The sequence below is a fragment of the Streptomyces sp. A2-16 genome (genome assembly GCF_018128905.1).
In the GTDB taxonomy this organism is placed as follows: domain Bacteria; phylum Actinomycetota; class Actinomycetes; order Streptomycetales; family Streptomycetaceae; genus Streptomyces.
The window spans coordinates 4,439,991-4,458,281 of the sequence record NZ_CP063808.1 but is presented as its reverse complement, the minus strand read 5'-3'; the positions used below and the strand labels follow the sequence as shown (position 1 = coordinate 4,458,281).

Below are 18,291 nucleotides of genomic sequence, written 5' to 3'. Positions count from 1 at the left end.
TCGCCATGATCATGCGTCGTTTCATAGCTTCGGGTACCGCAGTGACCCTGGTGGTCGGGCTGGTCGCGGGCATCCAGTCGCCTGCGGGCGCGGACGAGAGCTGGCCGCCGATCAAGCCGGACCGCGCGCACCTGGTGGACACCGCCAAGGTGCCCGTCAAGGCACCGCCGCCCGACAAGGTGGCCGAGGCCGTGGCCAAGTGGAAGCCGGCTGCGTCGTGGCCCGCCGCGGGGAAGGCGGAGGTGACGCCACCGGCGGCGGCGACCCAATTCGGGGCGCGGCGGGTCCGGGCCAAGGCGCTACCGGTATGGGTCGGTGCCGCCAGCGGATCGGTCTTGCTGGGCGGTGCCGGGAAGTCGGCCACACCACCCACGGTCCAGGTGGAGATGATCGATCACCCAAGCGCGAAGAGGCGGAGCGTCGACGGGCTCATGCTGAAGCTGAGCCGTACCGACGGGAAGACCGAACCCGGCAAGGTGTCCCTGACCGTCGACTACTCGTCCTTCCGGCACGCCTACGGCGGTGACTGGGCGGCCCGGCTGCGCCTGGTCGAGGTCCCCAACAACGGCTCGGCGGGGAAGGTCCTGACGACGACCAACGACGTTGAGGCCGGGACGGCGACCGCGGACGTGACGGTGGCCAGGGCGGGTTCGACCTTCGCGCTCACCGCCGCCCCGAACGGGGAGACGGGCGACTACAAGGCGACGTCGCTGTCGCCCTCGGGTTCGTGGGCGGTGTCGACGCAGTCCGGCGACTTCACCTACTCGTATCCGCTGAAGGTGCCCGCCGCCCCCGGCGGCCTGGAGCCGGACCTGTCGCTGTCGTACTCCTCCGGGTCCGTGGACGGCCAGACGGCCGCGACGAACAACCAGGCCTCGGCGATGGGCCTGGGCTGGGACATGTGGCCGGGCTCGATCGAGCGCTCCTACATGGGCTGCGCCGACGACATCACCGACCCGCTCAAGAAGACCGGGGACCTGTGCTGGGAGACCGACAACGCGTCGCTGAGCCTTGACGGGCGCTCCTCGCGGCTCGTGTACGCAGGCGGCAACAGGTGGCGGCCGGAGAAGGACGACGGGAGCCGGATCGAGCGGCTGACCGGGGTGGACAACGGCGACAAGGGCGGCAGCGAGGGAGTCGGCGAGCACTGGAAGCTCACCACGACCGATGGCACCCAGTATTTCTTCGGCCAGACCAAGACGTCGGCGTGGACGGTGCCGGTGTTCGGCAACGAGGACGGCGAGCCGTGTAAGCAGGTCACGTTCGACGCGTCGTGGTGCGACCAGGCCTACCGGTGGAACCTGGACAAGGTCATCGACACCCACGGCAACACGATCACGTACTCGTACACGCCGGAGACGAACAACTACGGTCGCAACCTCAGCGGGGCGAAGACGACCCGGTACGTCCGCGGCGGGATCCTGGACCGCATCGAGTACGGCGGAAGGAACGGGGAGCATCCGGCCGCCCAGGTGGTCCTGGACCACGCCGAGCGCGGCGGCCCGGACCTTCCGTCCGACCAGGCGTGCGCAGACGGGCAGAACTGCGGGACGAAGTTCTCCCCGACGTTCTGGTCGACCAAGCGGCTTTCCACCATCACCACGCAGGTGTGGAACGGCAGCGCCTACAAGGACGTCGACCGGTGGACGTTCGAGCACAGCTACCCGCCCAACACCGACAACACCACGCCGTCGCTGTGGCTGCACGGCATCACCCACACCGGGCTCGCGTCCGGGGACAACATCGTCGGCCAGGCCATCGAGCTGCCGAAGGTCACCTTCAGCGGGACTCAGCTGCCGAACCGGCTGAACTCCGACACCGACGGCCTGCTGCCGATGAACAAGTGGCGGATCAACCAGATCAACAACGAGTCCGGCGGCACCGTCTCGGTCTACTACGACGGCACCGACTGCTCGCCGACCTCGCCCCCGGCCGCGCAGGGCAACACCAAGCGCTGCTTCCCCGCGATCTGGACACCGGACGGCGACATCCAGCGCAACGACTGGATGAACAAGTACCGCGTCCAGTCGGTCGCGCTCCAGGACCGGGTCGGCGGGCAGCAGACCGAGACGACCAGCTACGAGTACGTCGGCGGTACCGCCTGGAAGTACGACGACAACCCGCTGGTCCCGGCCGCGCGCCGGACGTGGAGCCAATACCGCGGCTACGAGAAGGTGCGCGTCCTGAGCGGAGACCCGACGAAGGTCACGCAGTCGTCGACGCTGCACCAGTACTTCCGCGGAATGGGCGGCGACCCGATCACCGACTCCCAGGGTGCGACCTGGCCCGACGATGACCAGCTGTCCGGCTTCCAGCGCGAGCAGATCACCTACGAGGGGGCTGGGGGGCCGGTGGTCTCCAGCGTGATCAACGATCCGTTGAAGCGCGATCCGACGGCCATCCACGGCACGCTGAAGTCCCATGTCGTCGAGGTCGAGAAGACGGCCACCCGGACGACCCTGAAGCCCGGAGGCCTGCGCACCACCGAGGTCACCACCAAGTACAACGCCGAGGGCCTGCCTATCGAGGTGAACGACCTCGGCGATGTCGACGTGGCGACCGACAATCGGTGCGTCACCACCCGCTACGCCCGCAACGAGACGTCGTGGCAGCTCGAGCTGGTGTCGGAGGAGTGGACCGACGCCGTCGCCTGCGGCACCACGCCTTCGTACCCCCGCGACGCCGTTTCCCATAACCGTACGTACTATGACGGCGGCGCCCTCGGAGCGGCACCGACGGCCGGTGACGCGACGAAGGTCGAGGAGCTCAAGGCGTACGTCGACGGCGAGGCCACTTACATCCCCAAGACCAGGTCCACCTTCGACGGCTACGGCCGGGTTCTGGAAGCCGTCGACCCGCTGAACCGCAAGACCACCACCAGCTACTCGCCGCAGACCGGTCTGCCGACGTCCACGACGGCGACCAACCCGATGGACGTGGCCAACCTGTCGGACGACCATGTCACGACGACCACGCTCGACCCTGTGCTGGGCCGGCCGGTGAAGGTCGCCGATCCCAATGGCCGGCGCACGGATCTGACGTACGACGCGCTGGGCCGGCTGGTGGGAGTGTGGAAGCCCGGCCGCAGCAAGGACAGCGGCGACAGCCCGAACACCCGCTACGCCTACGGAGTCCGCCCCGACGGGCCGAGCTGGGTGTCCACGGAGGTCCTCAAGCCGAACGGCAACACCCAGACGGGCTACGAGTTGTTCGACGGCTTCCTGCGCTCTCGCCAGAAGCAGGCGGTGGGACCCGGGCCAGCCGGTCAGGGGCCGTTGCGAGTGCTCACCGACACGCTGTACGACTCCCGCGGGCTGGCTGTCCAGGCCAACGGACCCTACGCCGACACCGGAACACCTGGCACCACGCTCGCAGGCGTTGATGACACCAAGGTGCCCGCTATGACCCGTACGACCTTCGACGGGGCAGAGCGACCCACCGTGACGGCCGTGCACTCCCTCGGCACCGAGCTCCACAAGACGACGACGGCGTACTTCGGCGACCGCACCGAGACGACTCCGCCTGAGGGCGGCACGCCGGTCACCACCTACACCGATGCCAGAGGCCAGCTCAGCGAGCAGCGCCAGTTCTATGCCGCGGCCACTCCGACCGGCGACCACAACACGACCCGCTACACCTACACCAACACTGGCGAGATCGAAACGATCACGGATGCCGCGGGCAGCACGTGGCGCTACACCTATGACCTGCTCGGCCGGCAGGTGGGCATCTCCGACCCGGACAAGGGCCAGAGCACCAAGACCTACGATGACGCCGGGCAGCTCACCTCGACGAAGGACGCACGTGGCAAAACCCTCGGCTACCGGCACGACGCTCTCGGCCGCAAGATCGAGGAACGCCTTGAGACGGCCAACGGCCCGAAGGTGCTGGCGAACTGGACATACGACACCCTCTTCAAGGGACAGCTCACCTCGTCGACTCGCTATGTCGGCACCGAGAAATACACAACGGCGATCACCGGATATGACGCCGCCTACCGACCCACCGGCAAGACGCTCACCTTGCCCTCCAGCCTGTCCCCGCTGAACATCAGCCTTACCACCAAGTCGACGTACAAGGTCGACGGCAGCCCGGCTACTGTCACCCTGCCCGCATTGCCCGGTGTCGCAGAGGAGACCCTCACCTACGGCTACGACAGCCTTGGCCTTCCCTTCGAGATGAAGGCCAACAGCGGCTTCAAGTACGTGTACGACACCGCCTACTCGGAATTCGGCGAACTGTCCCAGATCCAGTTCGGTGACCTACCGGCATCAGGCCAGACAGCCCAGCAGGTCGCACAGACCTTCTACTACAAGCAGGGCACCCGGTGGCTCGACCGGGCTGTCGTCCAGCGTCAGGGCGGCCAGCCGGGCAGCGTGCAGGATCTGAACTACAGCTACGACAAGGCGGGCAACGTCACCTCGGTCGCCGACCGGCCGAAGATCGGCACCGCCGACGTGCAGTGCTTCACCTACGACGGGCTCCGGCGCCTCAGCGACGCCTGGACCACCACCGCCGCCACCTGTGGCTCGCCGGGCAACAGCGGCGGCGGACCGGCGCCGTACTGGACGAGCTACACCTACGACGCCGTCGGCAACCGGCTCTCCGCGACCCAGCACGGCGTTGGCTCGGGAGCCGCCGCGACGGCCACCACCAGCCGCTACAACTACCCGGACGACGACGAGGAACAGCCCAACACGGTTTCCTCGATCACCGCAGGCGGGACCGCGGTGACCGCCGCGGGCGCCTACGACTACGACGAGACCGGCAACATGACCACCCGGCCCGGGCCATCGGGGACCCAGACCCTGACCTGGAGCCCGCAAGGCAAGCTCGAGACCATCACCTCGGGCTCGGTCACGACCACGAACAGCTACGACGCCGATCAGGGCCTGATCGCCAGCACGGACACCGGCGCCACCACCGTCTATTTCGGCGGCGACGAGATCCGCTACGACAAGACCACCCGCCGATCCGCCAGCACCCGCCACTACACGTTCTCGGGTCGCACGATCGCCGTCCGCGATGCCGGCGGGCTCAAGTGGCTCAGCCCCGACCACCACGGCACGGACGGGGTCATCGTCAACGCCGCCGACTCTGCGACGGCCCTGCGCCGCAGCGACCCCTTCGGCAACCCTCGCGGCACCCAGCCCGCCTGGACGGGCTCCCGCGGCTTCGTCGGCGGCACCGAACTGCCCTCGGGCCTCACCCAGCTCGGCGTCCGCCAATACGACCCGAACCTCGGCCGCTTCCTCTCCGTCGACCCCGTTCTGGATCCCAAGGATCCGCAGCAGCTCAACGCGTACGCCTACGCCATCAACAACCCCACCACCATGACCGACCCGGATGGTCTGAAGTACTTCATCGATCTCGATGGCAGCGATGCCGCACCGAGCCGTTCGGCCGCCAAGACCATGGGCTACTACAACTGGAAGATGGCCATCTACAAGGCCTCGATGAGGGTATGGAAACGACGGTGCCCGCCTTTCGGCAGCTTTGGCTGTATTCTCAACAAGCCCAGGAAGCCGAACCTCTTTGATCCGAGGGACATCAACCCGCGCTACGTCAAGCCCAAGGCGAAGCCCACGTCCAAGCCAGAGTCCAAGTCCAAGCCCGCCGAGCCCGTACAATTCGATCGGCCTATCGTCACGGAGGATTTGAACAACTCCGACGCCAAGGGCTCGACGTCCATCTGCCCATCGGTGGCGATTGCCGCCGGTTACGGTGCCGGGGCCAACGCCTGCCTCTCGATGGACTCCAACGGCTTCACCTTCAACGCCGGTGTGAAGCAATTCGGCACGGAAGGCGCCTTCGCCGCCGCGGACATCGGTCTCATGTACAACAGTGGCTCCGCGGACCAGATCAACGGTGGAAGCGGCACATACGCCCAGGCGTCCCTCGGCGGCCACCTCGGCGGCGGGGGCACCCTGGCGGCAGGTGTGGAGCGCAGCTTCGACGGCGAGCTCGCCTCGTACGCACAGGCTTCCCTAGGTATTGGTCTCGGTGCCGCGGTGGGAGAAGCCGGCGTGACACACGGCGTGAACTCCGGCTATTTCAAGTGGCCGTGGGTCGACCACGTCAACGTCCGCGTCGTCGACCTCCCCTATCGGAACCCGCTCGCCCCGAAGACTTCGGGCTGGGATCGATTCTCGTAGCCGAGCCGCCGTCAGCGGGTCTTGCGGTAGAGGACGGCGTGGGAGATGCCGAAGACGGGGCGGATGGAGGCGGCGATCGTGCCGTGGTCGTTGATGTCGACGACCTCGCCTTCGGTGGTGATGCCCTTGGCGGCGAGGTCGGTCCAGCGGCCTCGCTGCCACAGGGCCGGGTGGACCTGGCCGTTGGCGAGCTGTGACTCGGCCAGGATCTGGTTCCGGTCGTTGATCGCCACGAGCCGGGTGGTCGACCCGCCCAGGGTGCCCAGGTCGGTCAGTTTGCGCTTGCGCCAGAGCGTGCCGCGTTCGGAGCGGTCGGCGGAGAACGTCCAGCCGATGGTCCAGCCCCGGTTGTTGATGCCGTAGGTGTTGCTGCGGTCGAACGCCCGGGCGCCCAGGTCGGTGACCTTGCCCTTGTGCCACCGGGCCGCGTGGAACCCGGTGGCGCCGTGCAGCCTGCCGCCGGCGACCTGGCCGCGGTTGTTGATGCCCGAGGCGTCGTCCAGCGGGAGCTTGCGCATGCGTCCCTTGGACCACAGGAAGGCCTTCCTGCGGCCGTCCTTGGTCGTGCTCAGGCCGACGACCTGGCCCCGGTCGTTCATCGCGGTGGGGAAGCTGGACGGGCCGCCCAGTGTGCGGAGGTTGATCAGCTTGCCGGCCCGCCAGAGGTAGGCGGTGTTCTCGCCGTCGACCCTGCCTGCTGGTACCACTCGTTGCCCTCGCGCCGTAGCCGCCGCTCCGTCCGGGTGAGCGACGGGTCCGCCGACGCGGAGTTGATGGTCTCCTGCTCGCGCAGCCCGCCGATCAGGAGCGACCACAGGTTCTCCACCACGTTCTCGGAGAACCCCGCGTCCGTCATCAGCGCGCGGTACACGGACCACTCCGGGTGCGCGGTCGGGTCGTCGGTGTGAGGCCGGTCGGCCGCATTCGGTCCAGGGAACTTCCGCTGTACGACCGTCCCCCGCGCCCTCGTCCGGCCGATCACTCGGGCCATCGCGGCGTTCCCGGCGGCCCCCTGCAGACTCCGCGCCCATGCCACGGGGGACCCGGACCGGTCGCTCACCTGGGGTTTCGTCACTGGCGGTGCCGGTGCGGCCCTCGTCCTCTGTCCGGTGATGCAGCTCGGGGAGCAATGCTCAGGACTTGTGGATCAGCTTCTCTGGAGGACGCGCGAAGGGCGTACCTTCCCGAGTGAGTGATCGTCAAGTCACCGAGTAGGCCCGCGCTGCGAACGCGGGTCGGGAAGGCACGCCCGTGCTCAGCGTAGTCAATGAAGACGGCACCACCGAGTCCGGTTCCCTGATCGACGAGATCGTCCGCGAGGGTGCTCGGCGGATGCCGGCCGCGGCTCTGGAGGCGGAGGTGGACCAGTACATAGCCGAGCTCGCCGGGCAGCGTGACGAGGCCGGTCGCCGACTGGTGGTCCGCAACGGCCGGCACCGGCCGCGGACCGTGACCACGGCTGCTGGGCCGGTTGAGGTGGCCGCCCCGCGCGTGAACGACAAGCGGGTCGACGAGACGACGGGTGAACGTCAGCGGTTCTCCTCGAAGATCCTGGCGCCGTGGTGCCGGAAGTCCCCGAAGATCAGCGAGGTGCTGCCGCTGCTCTATCTCCACGGCCTGTCGTCGGGCGACTTCGTGCCCGCGATGGAACAGTTCCTGGGCTCCTCGGCCGGGCTGTCGCCGGCCACGGTGACCCGGCTGACGCAGCAGTGGGCCGCCGACCACGCCGAGTTCCAGCGCCGTGACCTGGCCGAATCCGACTACATCTACGTCTGGGCCGACGGCGTCCACCCCAAGGTTCGCCTCGGCCAGGCCCACTCCTGCGTCCTGGTCCTGATGGGCGTGCGCCTGGACGGCACCAAGGAGCTGATCGCGCTGGCCGAGGGCCTGCGGGAGTCGACGGAGTCGTGGGCCGACCTGCTGCGGGACTGCCGCCGCCGGGGCATGCGCGATCCGGCCCTCGTCGTGGGCGACGGTGCGATGGGCCTGTGGAGGGCGCTGGCGGAGGTGTTTCCGCAGGCCAGGCACCAGAGGTGTTGGGTTCACAAAACAAGGAACGTCTCGAACGCGCTGCCGAAGTCCGCGCAGCCCGGCGCGAAGAAGGCTCTGCAGGAGATCTACAACGCCGAGGACCGTGCGCACGCCGAGAAGGCGGTCACCGCGTTCGAGAAGGCGTACGGGGCGAAGTTCCCCAAGGCCGTCAAGAAGATCACCGGCGAGGTCGACGAGCTGCTGGCGTTCTACGACTTCCCCGCCGAGCACTGGGTCCATCTGAGGACGACGAATCCGATCGAGTCGACCTTCTCCACCGTGAAGCTTCGGACCAAGGTCACCCGCGGCGCCGGCAGCCCGGCCGCGGCCCTCGCGATGGTCTTCAAACTCGTTGAGTCCGCCCAGGCCCGCTGGCGAGCGGTCACCGCACCGCACCTCGTCGCCCTCGTTCGAGCCGGCGCCCGCTTCGAGAACGGCCTCCTCGTCGAACGAGACGAGACCCTCGCAGCGTGATCCACCTCAACTGATCCACAGGTATTGACAATTACTCCCTTGGGACACGTTTTACGCGGTGTCGTGCAACTGCGGCCCACGCCCTTTCTGTCTGACAGGGAGATGGGCCCGTCAGGGCCGAAGAGCGAGCAGACCGGGGCAGTTCGTGGGACGGCGCAAGAGCAGCATATGGATCGCATTCGTCACGGGTGTGACACTGATGGGCGCTAGCGCCTGCGGCGGAGGCGGCAGCGACAAGGCGAGCGGGGACGACGCGAAGGCGTCGACGAAGCCGAGTGCGAGCGCCTCCCCGTCACCGACGAAACCCGCGGGCCCTCCGATGCTGCTGGAGACGATCACCCCGCAGACGGGAACCACGGTCGGCGTGGCCATGCCGATCTCGGTGATCTTCACGAACCCTGTGGCGGCCAAGGCGCGGGCCACAGTGGAGAAGCACATGAAGGTGAGTGCCTCACAGGCGGTGGTCGGCGCCTGGCACTGGATGGGCGACAAGCGCGCCGACTGGCGCCCGAAGACGTACTGGCCCTCCGGTACGACGGTGAAGATCGACGCCGACATGACGGGCGTCAGCAACGGCAACGGACGCTACGGCGTACACGACTACACGCACACCTTCAAGATCGGTGACGACGTCCGCGCGGACGTCTCGGTGACCGGCCACACCATGAAGGTGACCCGGAACGGCGCGCCGGTGCGCACCCTGTCGATCAACGCGGGCAGCGCCGAGTATCCGACGTGGGACGGCACGATGGCCGTCATCGACAAGCAGGAGAAGGTCCACATGACCTCCTGCAGCGTCGGCATCAGCTGCGACAAGGGCAGCCCCAACTACTACGACCTGACACTGCCCTGGGACATCCACCTCACCCAGTCCGGCACCTATGTCCACTACTCGACCGGCGACCCGAACCCGGGCAGCGGCAGCGCCCGCGGCTCGCACGGCTGCGTCCATCTGTCCCTGTCGGACGCCAAGTGGTTCTACGGCCAGGTCAAGCAGGGCGACCCGATCACCATCACCGGCTCACCCCGCGGCAAGGCCCCGGCCGACAACGGTTACGCCGACTTCAACCTGGGATGGGACCAGTGGCTCGCGGGCAGCGCCTCCGGCGAGGAAACGACAGCCACGCTGTGACACACGTCGGTACCTGTTGTGCGAGCGGTGCACGGTCGTGGACACGGCCCGGCGACCGCTCGCCTTCACTGGCCCGGCAGTTGAGCGACTGTGCTCATCCTCCGAGCGGTGGCTGGGGCGGGACCGGGCCCTCGCCCGCGTAGGTGTCGCCCCGCGGTGCCGACGGCTCGTCGTCCTCGGCGAGCGTCAGAGTGGGCCAGGGTCCGGCGAGGGCTGCGTCGTCCAGGGCGATGCCGAGGTGGTCGAGGACCAGGGCCACGACCGGTGCCATCCCGGTGTCCTCGCCCTCGTGCGCGGCGAGCGCGGCTTCCACCCGCTCCCACCAGGTTCCGGTCTGCTCGGGCCGGGTGTGTTCCATGCCCGGCTCGAAGTTCTCGACGCACTCGCCGTCGCGCCAGTACTGAAAGACGTCGAGTCCTTCGGTGGTCAGCACGTTGTACGTCTCGGTACCGCGGGACAGTCGCGTGAGCACTTCGGTCCAGGATCCGACGGCCCCGTCCTCCTCGACGCAGAAGGTCCAGTCGCCGAGCCTCCCGGACCGCAGCAGCGAAACCGTTCCGTCGCCGGAGTCGCCCGAGGGAAGGTCCGAGGCCTCGTCCGCGTCGAGCGGACGTGCCTGCTCCGGATCGGCCCCGTACCGGGCGAACACCTCTTCGGGGTCCAGCCCTCGGGTGAAAGTGACGCACATCCAGGCCGTCGCCCAGTTGAGCGCGCGCACGTCCACGCCTGCCGTCATGCCCTGCCTCCATCATTCGCGCCCGGCATCGCCTACCGGGGTCGAGCCTTCCGGGCTCCCCGTGGCGATCGAGGCGCGACGGGGAGCCCGGTCCATCATGCATGCCTCAGACAGCGCGACCGGCTGCGGGGCGGAACGCCCGATGGGGTCCTATGCCGTGAACTCGATACGGAACGGGTCACCCTCAACGAGGCGCTGGTACTTGCGAAGTGAGCCCAGGACCCCACCCGCCGAGCTGTTGGCGCGCTGAGTGATGTGGAGTCGCAGGCAGGTCTCGTTGCCCGAGACCGGGCGGTTGGGCCAGGTCGCCGGGGCGGACCACAGGCCGTTCACCACCTGCGGGGTCAACTCGGCGCACAGGTTCCCGTCCTGGCCGCCCTCCGACGTGCTGGCGGGCGGGAACTCGTCGCAGCTGTCCTTGCCGGCCACCCCTGGGTACAGGTTGGTGAAGGGGGTGCAGGTCGCGGTGCGATTGGCGGTCGCCTTGGCCTGGTTGACCGCATGCAGAACGTCGGTGCCCCGGCGCTGCATGATCTGCTCGTAGATGGGGACGACGATTCCGTACTTCTCGTGCGCCCTCGAATAGCTCAGCACGGGCATGTCGTTGGTGGGTATGACGCAGCCGCGCAGCCGGGGCTGCTCCTTGTCGCATCGGATCTCGCCGCCCGCGGGGCTGGACCAGGAGGCGCTGGGGTCGACCGGGGTCGCTCCGGGCATCGTCACGTACATCTTGTAGTTGGTCCGGAAAGAGGAGCGCGTGGTGTCCGCCGCGAAGGCGTCGCCGCTGTACTTGGTCTTCCCGGTCTTCTCCGTATTGGGCGTCATCTCGGAGGCGCCGTACCACGGTTGCTTCGTCACCGTCTTGCAGCCGGCATCGCAGCCCACCTGCATCTTCACCACGAGGCTCTTCACATCGCCGGTGACCCGGACCAGCTTGGCGGTGATCGTCTCGTTGAGGTCGAGGGACTTGTAGGAGGTGGCGAGCGTGGAGTTGACCTCGATGAGCCCGGTGCCGATCGTCTTGCCGTTCGAGTCGTAGAGGGTGTAGGTGACCTCGGCGCCGTTCAGGCACAGGCCGCCGGTGCGGCTCCAGGTCCAGTTTCCGGGATTGGTCAGAACGCACGAGGGCGGGGGCGGCTCGGGGTCGTCCGTGTCCGGCTCGAACTCCGTCCCGAGGCCGTCACCCGAGGGGTCGTCGGCGGCGAGGCCGGCGGCGGCCAGGGACGGCGCGGCGGCCTTCGTACGGGTCGCCTTGCCCGTACCGACGTCCACGCTCACGCACGCGGTGACCGCGTCGGGTACGGTCGCGCGGACCCCGGCGGGGAGCCGGGAGCAGGAGTCCTCGGCGGCGAAGGCAGCGCTCTCAAAGGTCGTGGCGGGAGCGGTGGAAGGACCGTCCGTGGTCTTGTCCGTCACCCCGGTGAGGGATGTACGAGCCGGTTCGGCGCCGCCCTCGGCAGCGCCGGCGGTACCGGTCGCGGTGAGGGCCATGGTGACAAGGGGAGCGAGCAACATCCACCGGATGCGTGATGAGGTCATGACTTCTCTCTGCTGTGGTGGGAGAAGGAAGGGGTGAGGCGGCCGGGCGATGGCCCGGCCGCCGGATGCGCGTGCGTCGGTGCCGGATGGCTCAGAAGATGGACGACAGGGCCTTCGCGGCCCCCGACACGACGTCCTCGCCGACATCGGCGATCTTGCCGACCACGGGCTTGATGAGCTTGCCGCCGGCCGCCTTGTCCGCGGCACCGAGCCACTTGGACTGGCCGAAGGTGACCAGGCTCAGGCCGGTGCCGATGGCGGACTCGACGAACTCGCCACTGGAGAAGCCGTGCTCGATGCCGGTGAAGAGGGTGCCGAGGGCGCCGGCACCCATCGAGACCGCGCTGAAGAACCCGGCGGCCGCGGCGGCCGGGGGGAAGACGAACGCGGCGAGGGCGCAGCCCGCGGCCAGGAATCCGGCGCCGACGCTGATCGCGTTGAACGCGTCGGCGTAGAAACCGGCGTCGTTCCACCACTCGTCGGCTTCCGCGCCGGTGCCGTTGGGGTTGATCTGGTCGTTGGTGCCCTTGTCGGCCGGGTCGATCTTGGCCTCCCGCTCACGGCGGGCCTTCTCGGCTGCCGCCTCGGCGGCCGCCCTGACCTCGGCCTCACGCTTGGCCGCGGCGATCTGCTTCGCCTGGGTGGCCGCGGCGGCCGCCGTCGCCGCGTCCTTGCCCGCCGCGATCGCTGACGCGCGGGCGGAGGCGGCCGAAGCCTGGGCGCTGTACGACGACTTGAGGGCGGCGCGGGCGGAGTCCATCGCCTTGTTCGCCGAGTAGTTCGCGGTGCGGGCGGCACCCCGGGCGGTCGAGGCCGCCGCGCTCGCCTTGCTGGCCGACGCCTTGGCGTCGGCCGCGGACTTGTCGGCGGCGTCCGCGTTCCGCCTGGCCTCGTCGGCGTAGTTGTCGGCCTTCGCGGCGGAGTCGAGTGCCTTGGCCGCCCACTGCTTGGCCTCGGCTGCGGCGTTACGGGCGTCGGCGCCGGCCTTCGAGGCCAGGGCGGCGTTCTCCTGGGCCTTCTGGGCGATCTTCGCCGCGGCCGCGATGGCGCCCCGGACGGCGGCGACATGGGTGGCGGTGTCGTGGTCGAGCTGAGCCGTCCGGTACTGCACCAGCGAGACGAAGTTGCGGCGCATCCAGGTGGGCCCCTCCATGGCCACCTCGGCGTACGCCTTGGTGAAGGCACCCCCGGTGTTCATCAGCGAGATGGTGAGGACGGCGTCGTCCTCCCGTATCGCCTCGGGGTAGTCGTGGTCGAAGAAGTTCTGCAGCGCCTCGGTGGTGTTGATGGTCAGTGCCTTGTTCGCCGCGGCGGTGACGGCCCGGCCGGGGTTCGAGGCCAGGATGCGACCGATCGCCACCCGGTTGTCCTCGTCGGAGGCCTTCTTCATGCCACTGGTGAGGAAGTCGCCGACCGCCTTGGCCTCGGGGCTCTGCAGGGCGCCCTTGGCGGCTTCGGCGATCTTGGGGCCGGCGATCGTGGCCACGTGGAGCGTGGTCTCCCGGTCGTCCTGTCCCTGGGCCAGGACCCGGTCGAGGTCGATCCAGGCGTACACGTCGTCGTCCGTGCCGGACAGGGCGAACTGGGCTGCCTGCCGGGTCCAGGCGCCTCTGGAGTTGAGCAGGGCGACGGCCGCCTTGCGCCCCTGGACCGCCGCGAGCGTCATGTCGCTCGCCGCCAGCGCCTGCTCGGCGCTCGCGATCAGGTCCTTGGTCGCCTGATCGGTCTGCTGAGCCTGGGCGACCTTGTTCTGATAGGCCGCCAGCTCCTTCGTCTCGATCTCCGCGAGCTGCCTGACTTCCTCGATGGCCTGCAGTTTGTCCTGCTCGAGGGTTTGCGCCTCGGCGTTGCGCGCGTTCTGCTCCACCACGAGGGCGTCCGAGACGGCCTTGGTGGCCGTATTGGCGGCCAGTACGGCCGCCGCCGCGTGGGCGGTGGACCTGTTGGCGTAGTCAACGGCCTGGCCCGCGTACTTCACGGCCTCCTCGGCGGCGGCCGCCGCCTTGTCGGCGTGGTCCGCCGCGGAGTTGGCGGCGTCCCGGGCGGTGCGGGCGGCCGCGGCCGCGGTGTTGGCGAGGGACTGCGCGGCGGAAGCGGCGTTGGTGGCCCGGTTCGCGGCACTGGAGGCGATCGCGGCCTGCCGCTTGGCCTCCGCGGCCTCCGACTGTGCGGCCCCGGCGGCAGCGCCGGCCTGGGCGGCGGCGTTCGCGGCGGCGGCCGCGTTGCGTGCGGCGCCGGCGGCGGCCGAACCGGCCGCGGCGGCCTTGGTTCCGGCGACGGCGGCCTGGTCGGCCGCCTTGGCCGCCGTACGCGCCTTGGCCGCGGCGTTGCGGGCGGCGACCGCCGCGTTCTTGGCGGCCTCGGCCTTGCCGGCGTCCTTGGAGGCGCCGATCGCGGCGTTGTAGGCACGGGACGCGGCGCTGCCGGCGTTCGCGGCGGCCTGAGCGGCGCCGGTGGCGGCCCAGGAGGCGCGGCGCGACGCCGACACGGCTGCGTTCGAGGCGTTGATGGCGTTGCGGGCGGCATCGGCGGCGCCCTTCGCGGCGGAGGCGGCCTTACGGGCCGCCGCCCCGGACTTCTGCACATCATCCTTGGCCGCGGCTGCCTCGGTGGCAGCCTTCTCCGCCGCCTCCTTCGCCTTGTCGGCGGCGGTCTGGGCGCGCGCCGAGGCCTCGACGGCCAGATTCGTCTCACGCTCGGCGCGCTTGCCCTCCCGGACGACGACGGCGACGAGCTCCTCGATCGTCGCCGACTCCTGGTCCCGGGCGCGGGCGATGTGCTGCCCGGTCTCGATGAACCACTCCACGTCGGACGCGGTGCCGCTGAGGGCACGGTCGGCGTACTTCTGCACCTCCGGGCCGGCCTGCGTCAGCATGGCGGAGACCTGCACCCGGGCGTCCTCCAGGCGCGCGTCGTACTGGGTGTCGGTGAGAAACGTGATCAGCGTCGGCTGGGTGCCGCTGTTCAGGGCGGCGGTGGCGTCCCGCCGGACCGCCCGGTCGCCGGTGGCCGACACGACGGTGGTGGCCACCTGGAGGTCCTCGAGGATGGCGGGTCTGAAGCCGTCCCTCAGGAAGTCGGCGATGGCGGCGTCACCGCTGTCGAGGGCGGCGACTGCCGCACGGCGCAGGCCCTTGCCCGCGCGGTCCAGGCTGCTGACGATGGCGACGCGGTTGTCCTGGACGGTCTGGGTCGGCAGCGTCTGGGTCAGGAAGGTCTGAATCTCGCTGTCGGAGCCGGCCAGGGCCGCGGCGGCTGCGGCCTTGACGCCTTTCCCGCCGGATATCCAGGCCTTGACGACTTTCGCTCGCTCGGTGTCCGGCAGTGGGATCGGGTCGGGCGCCGCGCCGTCTGCCGCGGCGGCCACCGGGGTGAGGAGCACCGAAGGTGTGGCGGCTACGGCTGTGGTGGCGGCGAGCGCACCGAGCACGCGGCGCCGGCTCCAGAAAACGGTCTGCATAAGAAATGTGTCCCCGTGAGTTGTTGACGGGACATGTCGGATCTCATGGACGAGCAGGTCCCCGACGCGCCCGTGGAATGGAATGCCATTGGATGCGAAGCGGCGTGCAGGTGGCGCTTCTTGTCGTGCAGGACCATATCAACTGCCCCGCAAAAAGCGACCCGTTACGGACGCCCTCCCTTCAACTTCGGTTGCAGATTGAACTTCTGACGACACCTCAGTGAGCATTTACAGTTCCTTCACAACCTTCCGCGCAACCTTTTCCAGATGTGACGCGGATCACGAATTATGGATGCGGAATGTCGCTTTATGCAGTGTTCTAGGCGCTCGACCTGAGCGTCACTTCATGTTGGTATGGCGATGCGGATGACGATTACCGAGACGGGGGACCTCTCACTTCGAGAGGTAAAGGGACTGTTTTCCAGGGGAGTTGGGACATACCCGGCGGAGCGATAGTGATATCGCGTTCCCGCACACCCGAATTCGCACCCGGTGATGAACATCCAGCCGTCGGAGACGAACTTGGGGATGCAATGAAGAAATACAGCAGAGTGTCCGGGCAGCCGCAGCGCAAGCGGTTTGCGCTGCGCGCACTGGGCGCGGCCGCGGTCGGCGCCCTGGCGTGGGTCACGGTGACCGCGGGCATCCCGGGCGGGTCGTCGCACCCGACGAGCTCCGCCGCGCTGGTCGCGGACGACGCCCCGGGGTATGCGGTGGAGGACTTCAACTATCCGCTGGCGGACAAGATCCTGGCCGAGAAGAAGATCCTCCTCAAGCGCGGTGACGGGCACATCACCCTGGCCGACTGTGCGAGCGGTACCGGCCTTCTGGAGATCATGGCCCGCGACAAGGCGGACAAGATCTGCTTCAAGGTGGTCGGCAACTCCGGCTGGCTGACCCTGGAGATCCCCGCGGTCTACGCGATCAAGGGCAACGACTACACGACCGCGGTCGACATGACCGTAGGCACCGAGGAGAAGTCGTTCGACATCATCAAGAACTCCTGGACGCCGGTGGGTGAAGCCGCGGACACGGAGGGCCGAGATCACATGCTCGTCGAGATCAGGGCCTCCAAGTAACGCCGGCTCGACGCCGCCACGCTCACCGCTCCGCGGTCCGATACCCACCGGACGCGCGGCCCCAGTGACTAGGAATCCATGTTGATGCACCTCTCCAGACGCCCCCGTCTCACCGCGCTGGCCGCCGCCCTGGTCGCGGCCCCCGTCATGATGGGCTCCGGCACCGCCACCGCACTCACCGGGACCGACGAACCGGCACAGTTGAACTACGTCGCGAAGATCAACGTCGGCGAACAGAGTGCCTGCACGGGCACGCTCATCGATCCGCAGTGGGTCCTGACCGCGGCCACCTGCTTCGCCTCGGACGGCAAGCCCCCCGCGGGCAAGCCCGCCGTCACCACGACCGTGACGGTCGGCCGCACCGACCTGACCCAGACCAGCGGCAGTGTCCTGCAGGCCGTCCGGCTTGTCCCCCATGCCGACCGGGATCTGGTGCTCGTCAAACTCGCCGCCAGGATCACCGATCCGAGCATCAAGCCCGTCCGGCTGGCCACCACACCCGCCACCGCGGGTGAGGCACTGGTGAAGGCCGGATTCGGACGCACCAAGACCGAGTGGGTGCCCGACAAGCTCCACTCGGCCACGTTCACCGTCGCGTCCGCCACGGCCACGACAGTGGACCTCAACGGCTCCGACACTGCCACCGTCTGCAAGGGCGACGCCGGCGGTCCCGCCCTGCGCACCGTCGACGGCACCACGGAACTCGTCGCCGTCAACTCCCGTTCCTGGCAGGGTGGATGTCTCGGCATCGATCCCGCCGAGACGCGTACCGGTGCCGTCGACACCCGTGTCGACGACATCGGCGACTGGGTCGAGCACGCGGTCTCCCGCAACCCGGACGACGTCACCGGCGACGGCAAGGCCGACCTCGTGGCCATCAAGGACGACGGGCTCCTCTGGGTCTACCCCGGCACCGGGAAGGCGACCGGCAGTACCTTCGGCACCCGGTTCCAGGCCGGCACCAGCTGGCAGAGCCAGGACGCGGTGACCGTCGGAGACCTCAACAACGACGGCTTCGGCGACCTCCTGTCCCGTCAGGCGTCGGACGGCACGCTGTGGGTCTACCCCGGCACGGGCAAGCCCGGCATGGAAGCCTTCGCCACCCGCTACCAGGTCGGCAGGAGCTGGCAGACGCAGGACATCACCCGCACCGGGGACTTCAACACCGACGGACTCACCGATGTGCTGACCCGGCAGGCGTCGGACGGCACACTGTGGGTCTACCCCGGAACGGGCAAGCCCGGCATGGAAGCCCTCGGCACCCGCTACCAGGCCGGCACCGGCTGGAAGAGCCAGGACATCATCACCACCGGCGACCTCAACAACGACGGGCGCCCCGATGTGCTGTCCCGACAGGCCTCGGACGGCACACTGTGGGTCTACCCCGGCACCGGACGGGCCACCGGCAGCACCTTCGGCACCCGCTACCAGGTCGGGACCGGCTGGAAGAGCCAGAACGCCCTCCGCACCGGGGACTACAACGGTGACGGGCTCACCGACGTGTTGTCCCGTCAGGCATCCGACAACACGCTGTGGGTCTACCCCGGCACCGGAAAGCCCGGCATGGAAACCCTCGGCACCCGCTACCAGGCCGGCACCGGCTGGGGGCCCTACCGCATCCTCTGAGCGGCGGGGCTGATCCCGATCCTGCCGCCAAGGGGCCGGAGTTCACGGCGAAGGCCGCG

10 protein-coding genes are annotated in these 18,291 nt (G+C 69.0%); 5 read left to right on the top strand and 5 right to left on the bottom strand.

Annotation, left to right across the window (positions count from 1 at the left end; genetic code table 11):
- Window positions 1–5 precede the first annotated feature (5 nt).
- Window positions 6–6,155 (top strand): RHS repeat-associated core domain-containing protein, encoded by a 6,150-nt coding sequence (locus tag IOD14_RS20030; RefSeq protein WP_212670975.1) that lies wholly within the window; start codon window positions 6–8, stop codon window positions 6,153–6,155.
- Between the two features lie 11 nt (window positions 6,156–6,166).
- On the opposite strand, the gene IOD14_RS20025 is transcribed toward IOD14_RS20030, so the two are convergent.
- Entirely contained in the window at window positions 6,167–6,862 is a 696-nt protein-coding gene (locus IOD14_RS20025) for a hypothetical protein (protein ID WP_212670974.1), read from the bottom strand.
- Window positions 6,799–7,146, bottom strand: coding sequence for a hypothetical protein (locus tag IOD14_RS20020; RefSeq protein ID WP_212670973.1), 348 nt, complete (start codon window positions 7,144–7,146; stop codon window positions 6,799–6,801). The genes IOD14_RS20025 and IOD14_RS20020 overlap by 64 nt, the downstream gene beginning before the upstream one ends.
- 260 nt (window positions 7,147–7,406) lie before the next feature.
- Between IOD14_RS20020 and IOD14_RS20015 the strand changes: the two genes are divergently transcribed.
- Together IOD14_RS20015 and IOD14_RS20010 are read left to right on the top strand one after the other, a co-directional pair.
- Window positions 7,407–8,660 (top strand): IS256 family transposase, encoded by a 1,254-nt coding sequence (locus IOD14_RS20015; protein ID WP_212670972.1) that lies wholly within the window; start codon window positions 7,407–7,409, stop codon window positions 8,658–8,660.
- A gap of 199 nt (window positions 8,661–8,859) precedes the next feature.
- A complete protein-coding gene (locus IOD14_RS20010) occupies window positions 8,860–9,792 on the top strand; it encodes a L,D-transpeptidase (protein ID WP_249125982.1) in 933 nt (310 codons plus the stop codon).
- A gap of 94 nt (window positions 9,793–9,886) precedes the next feature.
- On the opposite strand, the gene IOD14_RS20005 is transcribed toward IOD14_RS20010, so the two are convergent.
- From IOD14_RS20005 to IOD14_RS19995, 3 genes are all read right to left on the bottom strand, one after another.
- On the bottom strand, window positions 9,887–10,528 hold the full coding sequence (locus tag IOD14_RS20005; protein ID WP_249125981.1) for a DUF6461 domain-containing protein: 642 nt from the start codon (window positions 10,526–10,528) through the stop codon (window positions 9,887–9,889).
- Window positions 10,529–10,678: 150 nt separating this feature from the next.
- On the bottom strand, window positions 10,679–12,067 hold the full coding sequence (locus IOD14_RS20000; protein ID WP_249125980.1) for a hypothetical protein: 1,389 nt from the start codon (window positions 12,065–12,067) through the stop codon (window positions 10,679–10,681).
- Window positions 12,068–12,158: 91 nt separating this feature from the next.
- A complete protein-coding gene (locus IOD14_RS19995) occupies window positions 12,159–15,527 on the bottom strand; it encodes an ALF repeat-containing protein (RefSeq protein WP_212670971.1) in 3,369 nt (1,122 codons plus the stop codon).
- Between the two features lie 551 nt (window positions 15,528–16,078).
- Here IOD14_RS19995 and IOD14_RS19990 point away from each other — a divergent pair.
- The gene (locus IOD14_RS19990; RefSeq protein ID WP_249125979.1) at window positions 16,079–16,606 is read left to right on the top strand and encodes a hypothetical protein; all 528 of its coding nucleotides are present in this window, start codon (window positions 16,079–16,081) and stop codon (window positions 16,604–16,606) included.
- A gap of 84 nt (window positions 16,607–16,690) precedes the next feature.
- Window positions 16,691–18,232 (top strand): FG-GAP-like repeat-containing protein, encoded by a 1,542-nt coding sequence (locus tag IOD14_RS19985; protein ID WP_212670970.1) that lies wholly within the window; start codon window positions 16,691–16,693, stop codon window positions 18,230–18,232.
- Window positions 18,233–18,291 lie beyond the last annotated feature (59 nt).

What these genes read in the sequence shown, in the direction of transcription:
- IOD14_RS19995 (WP_212670971.1), bottom strand. Translation starts at nt 15,527, where the DNA reads ATGCAGACCGTTTTCTGGAGCCGGCGCCGCGTGCTCGGTGCGCTCGCC.
- IOD14_RS20010 (WP_249125982.1), top strand. Translation starts at nt 8,860, where the DNA reads ATGGGCGCTAGCGCCTGCGGCGGAGGCGGCAGCGACAAGGCGAGCGGG.
- IOD14_RS20020 (WP_212670973.1), bottom strand. Translation starts at nt 7,146, where the DNA reads ATGGCCCGAGTGATCGGCCGGACGAGGGCGCGGGGGACGGTCGTACAG.
- IOD14_RS20000 (WP_249125980.1), bottom strand. Translation starts at nt 12,067, where the DNA reads ATGACCTCATCACGCATCCGGTGGATGTTGCTCGCTCCCCTTGTCACC.
- IOD14_RS20030 (WP_212670975.1), top strand. Translation starts at nt 6, where the DNA reads ATGATCATGCGTCGTTTCATAGCTTCGGGTACCGCAGTGACCCTGGTG.
- IOD14_RS20005 (WP_249125981.1), bottom strand. Translation starts at nt 10,528, where the DNA reads ATGACGGCAGGCGTGGACGTGCGCGCGCTCAACTGGGCGACGGCCTGG.
- IOD14_RS19985 (WP_212670970.1), top strand. Translation starts at nt 16,691, where the DNA reads ATGCACCTCTCCAGACGCCCCCGTCTCACCGCGCTGGCCGCCGCCCTG.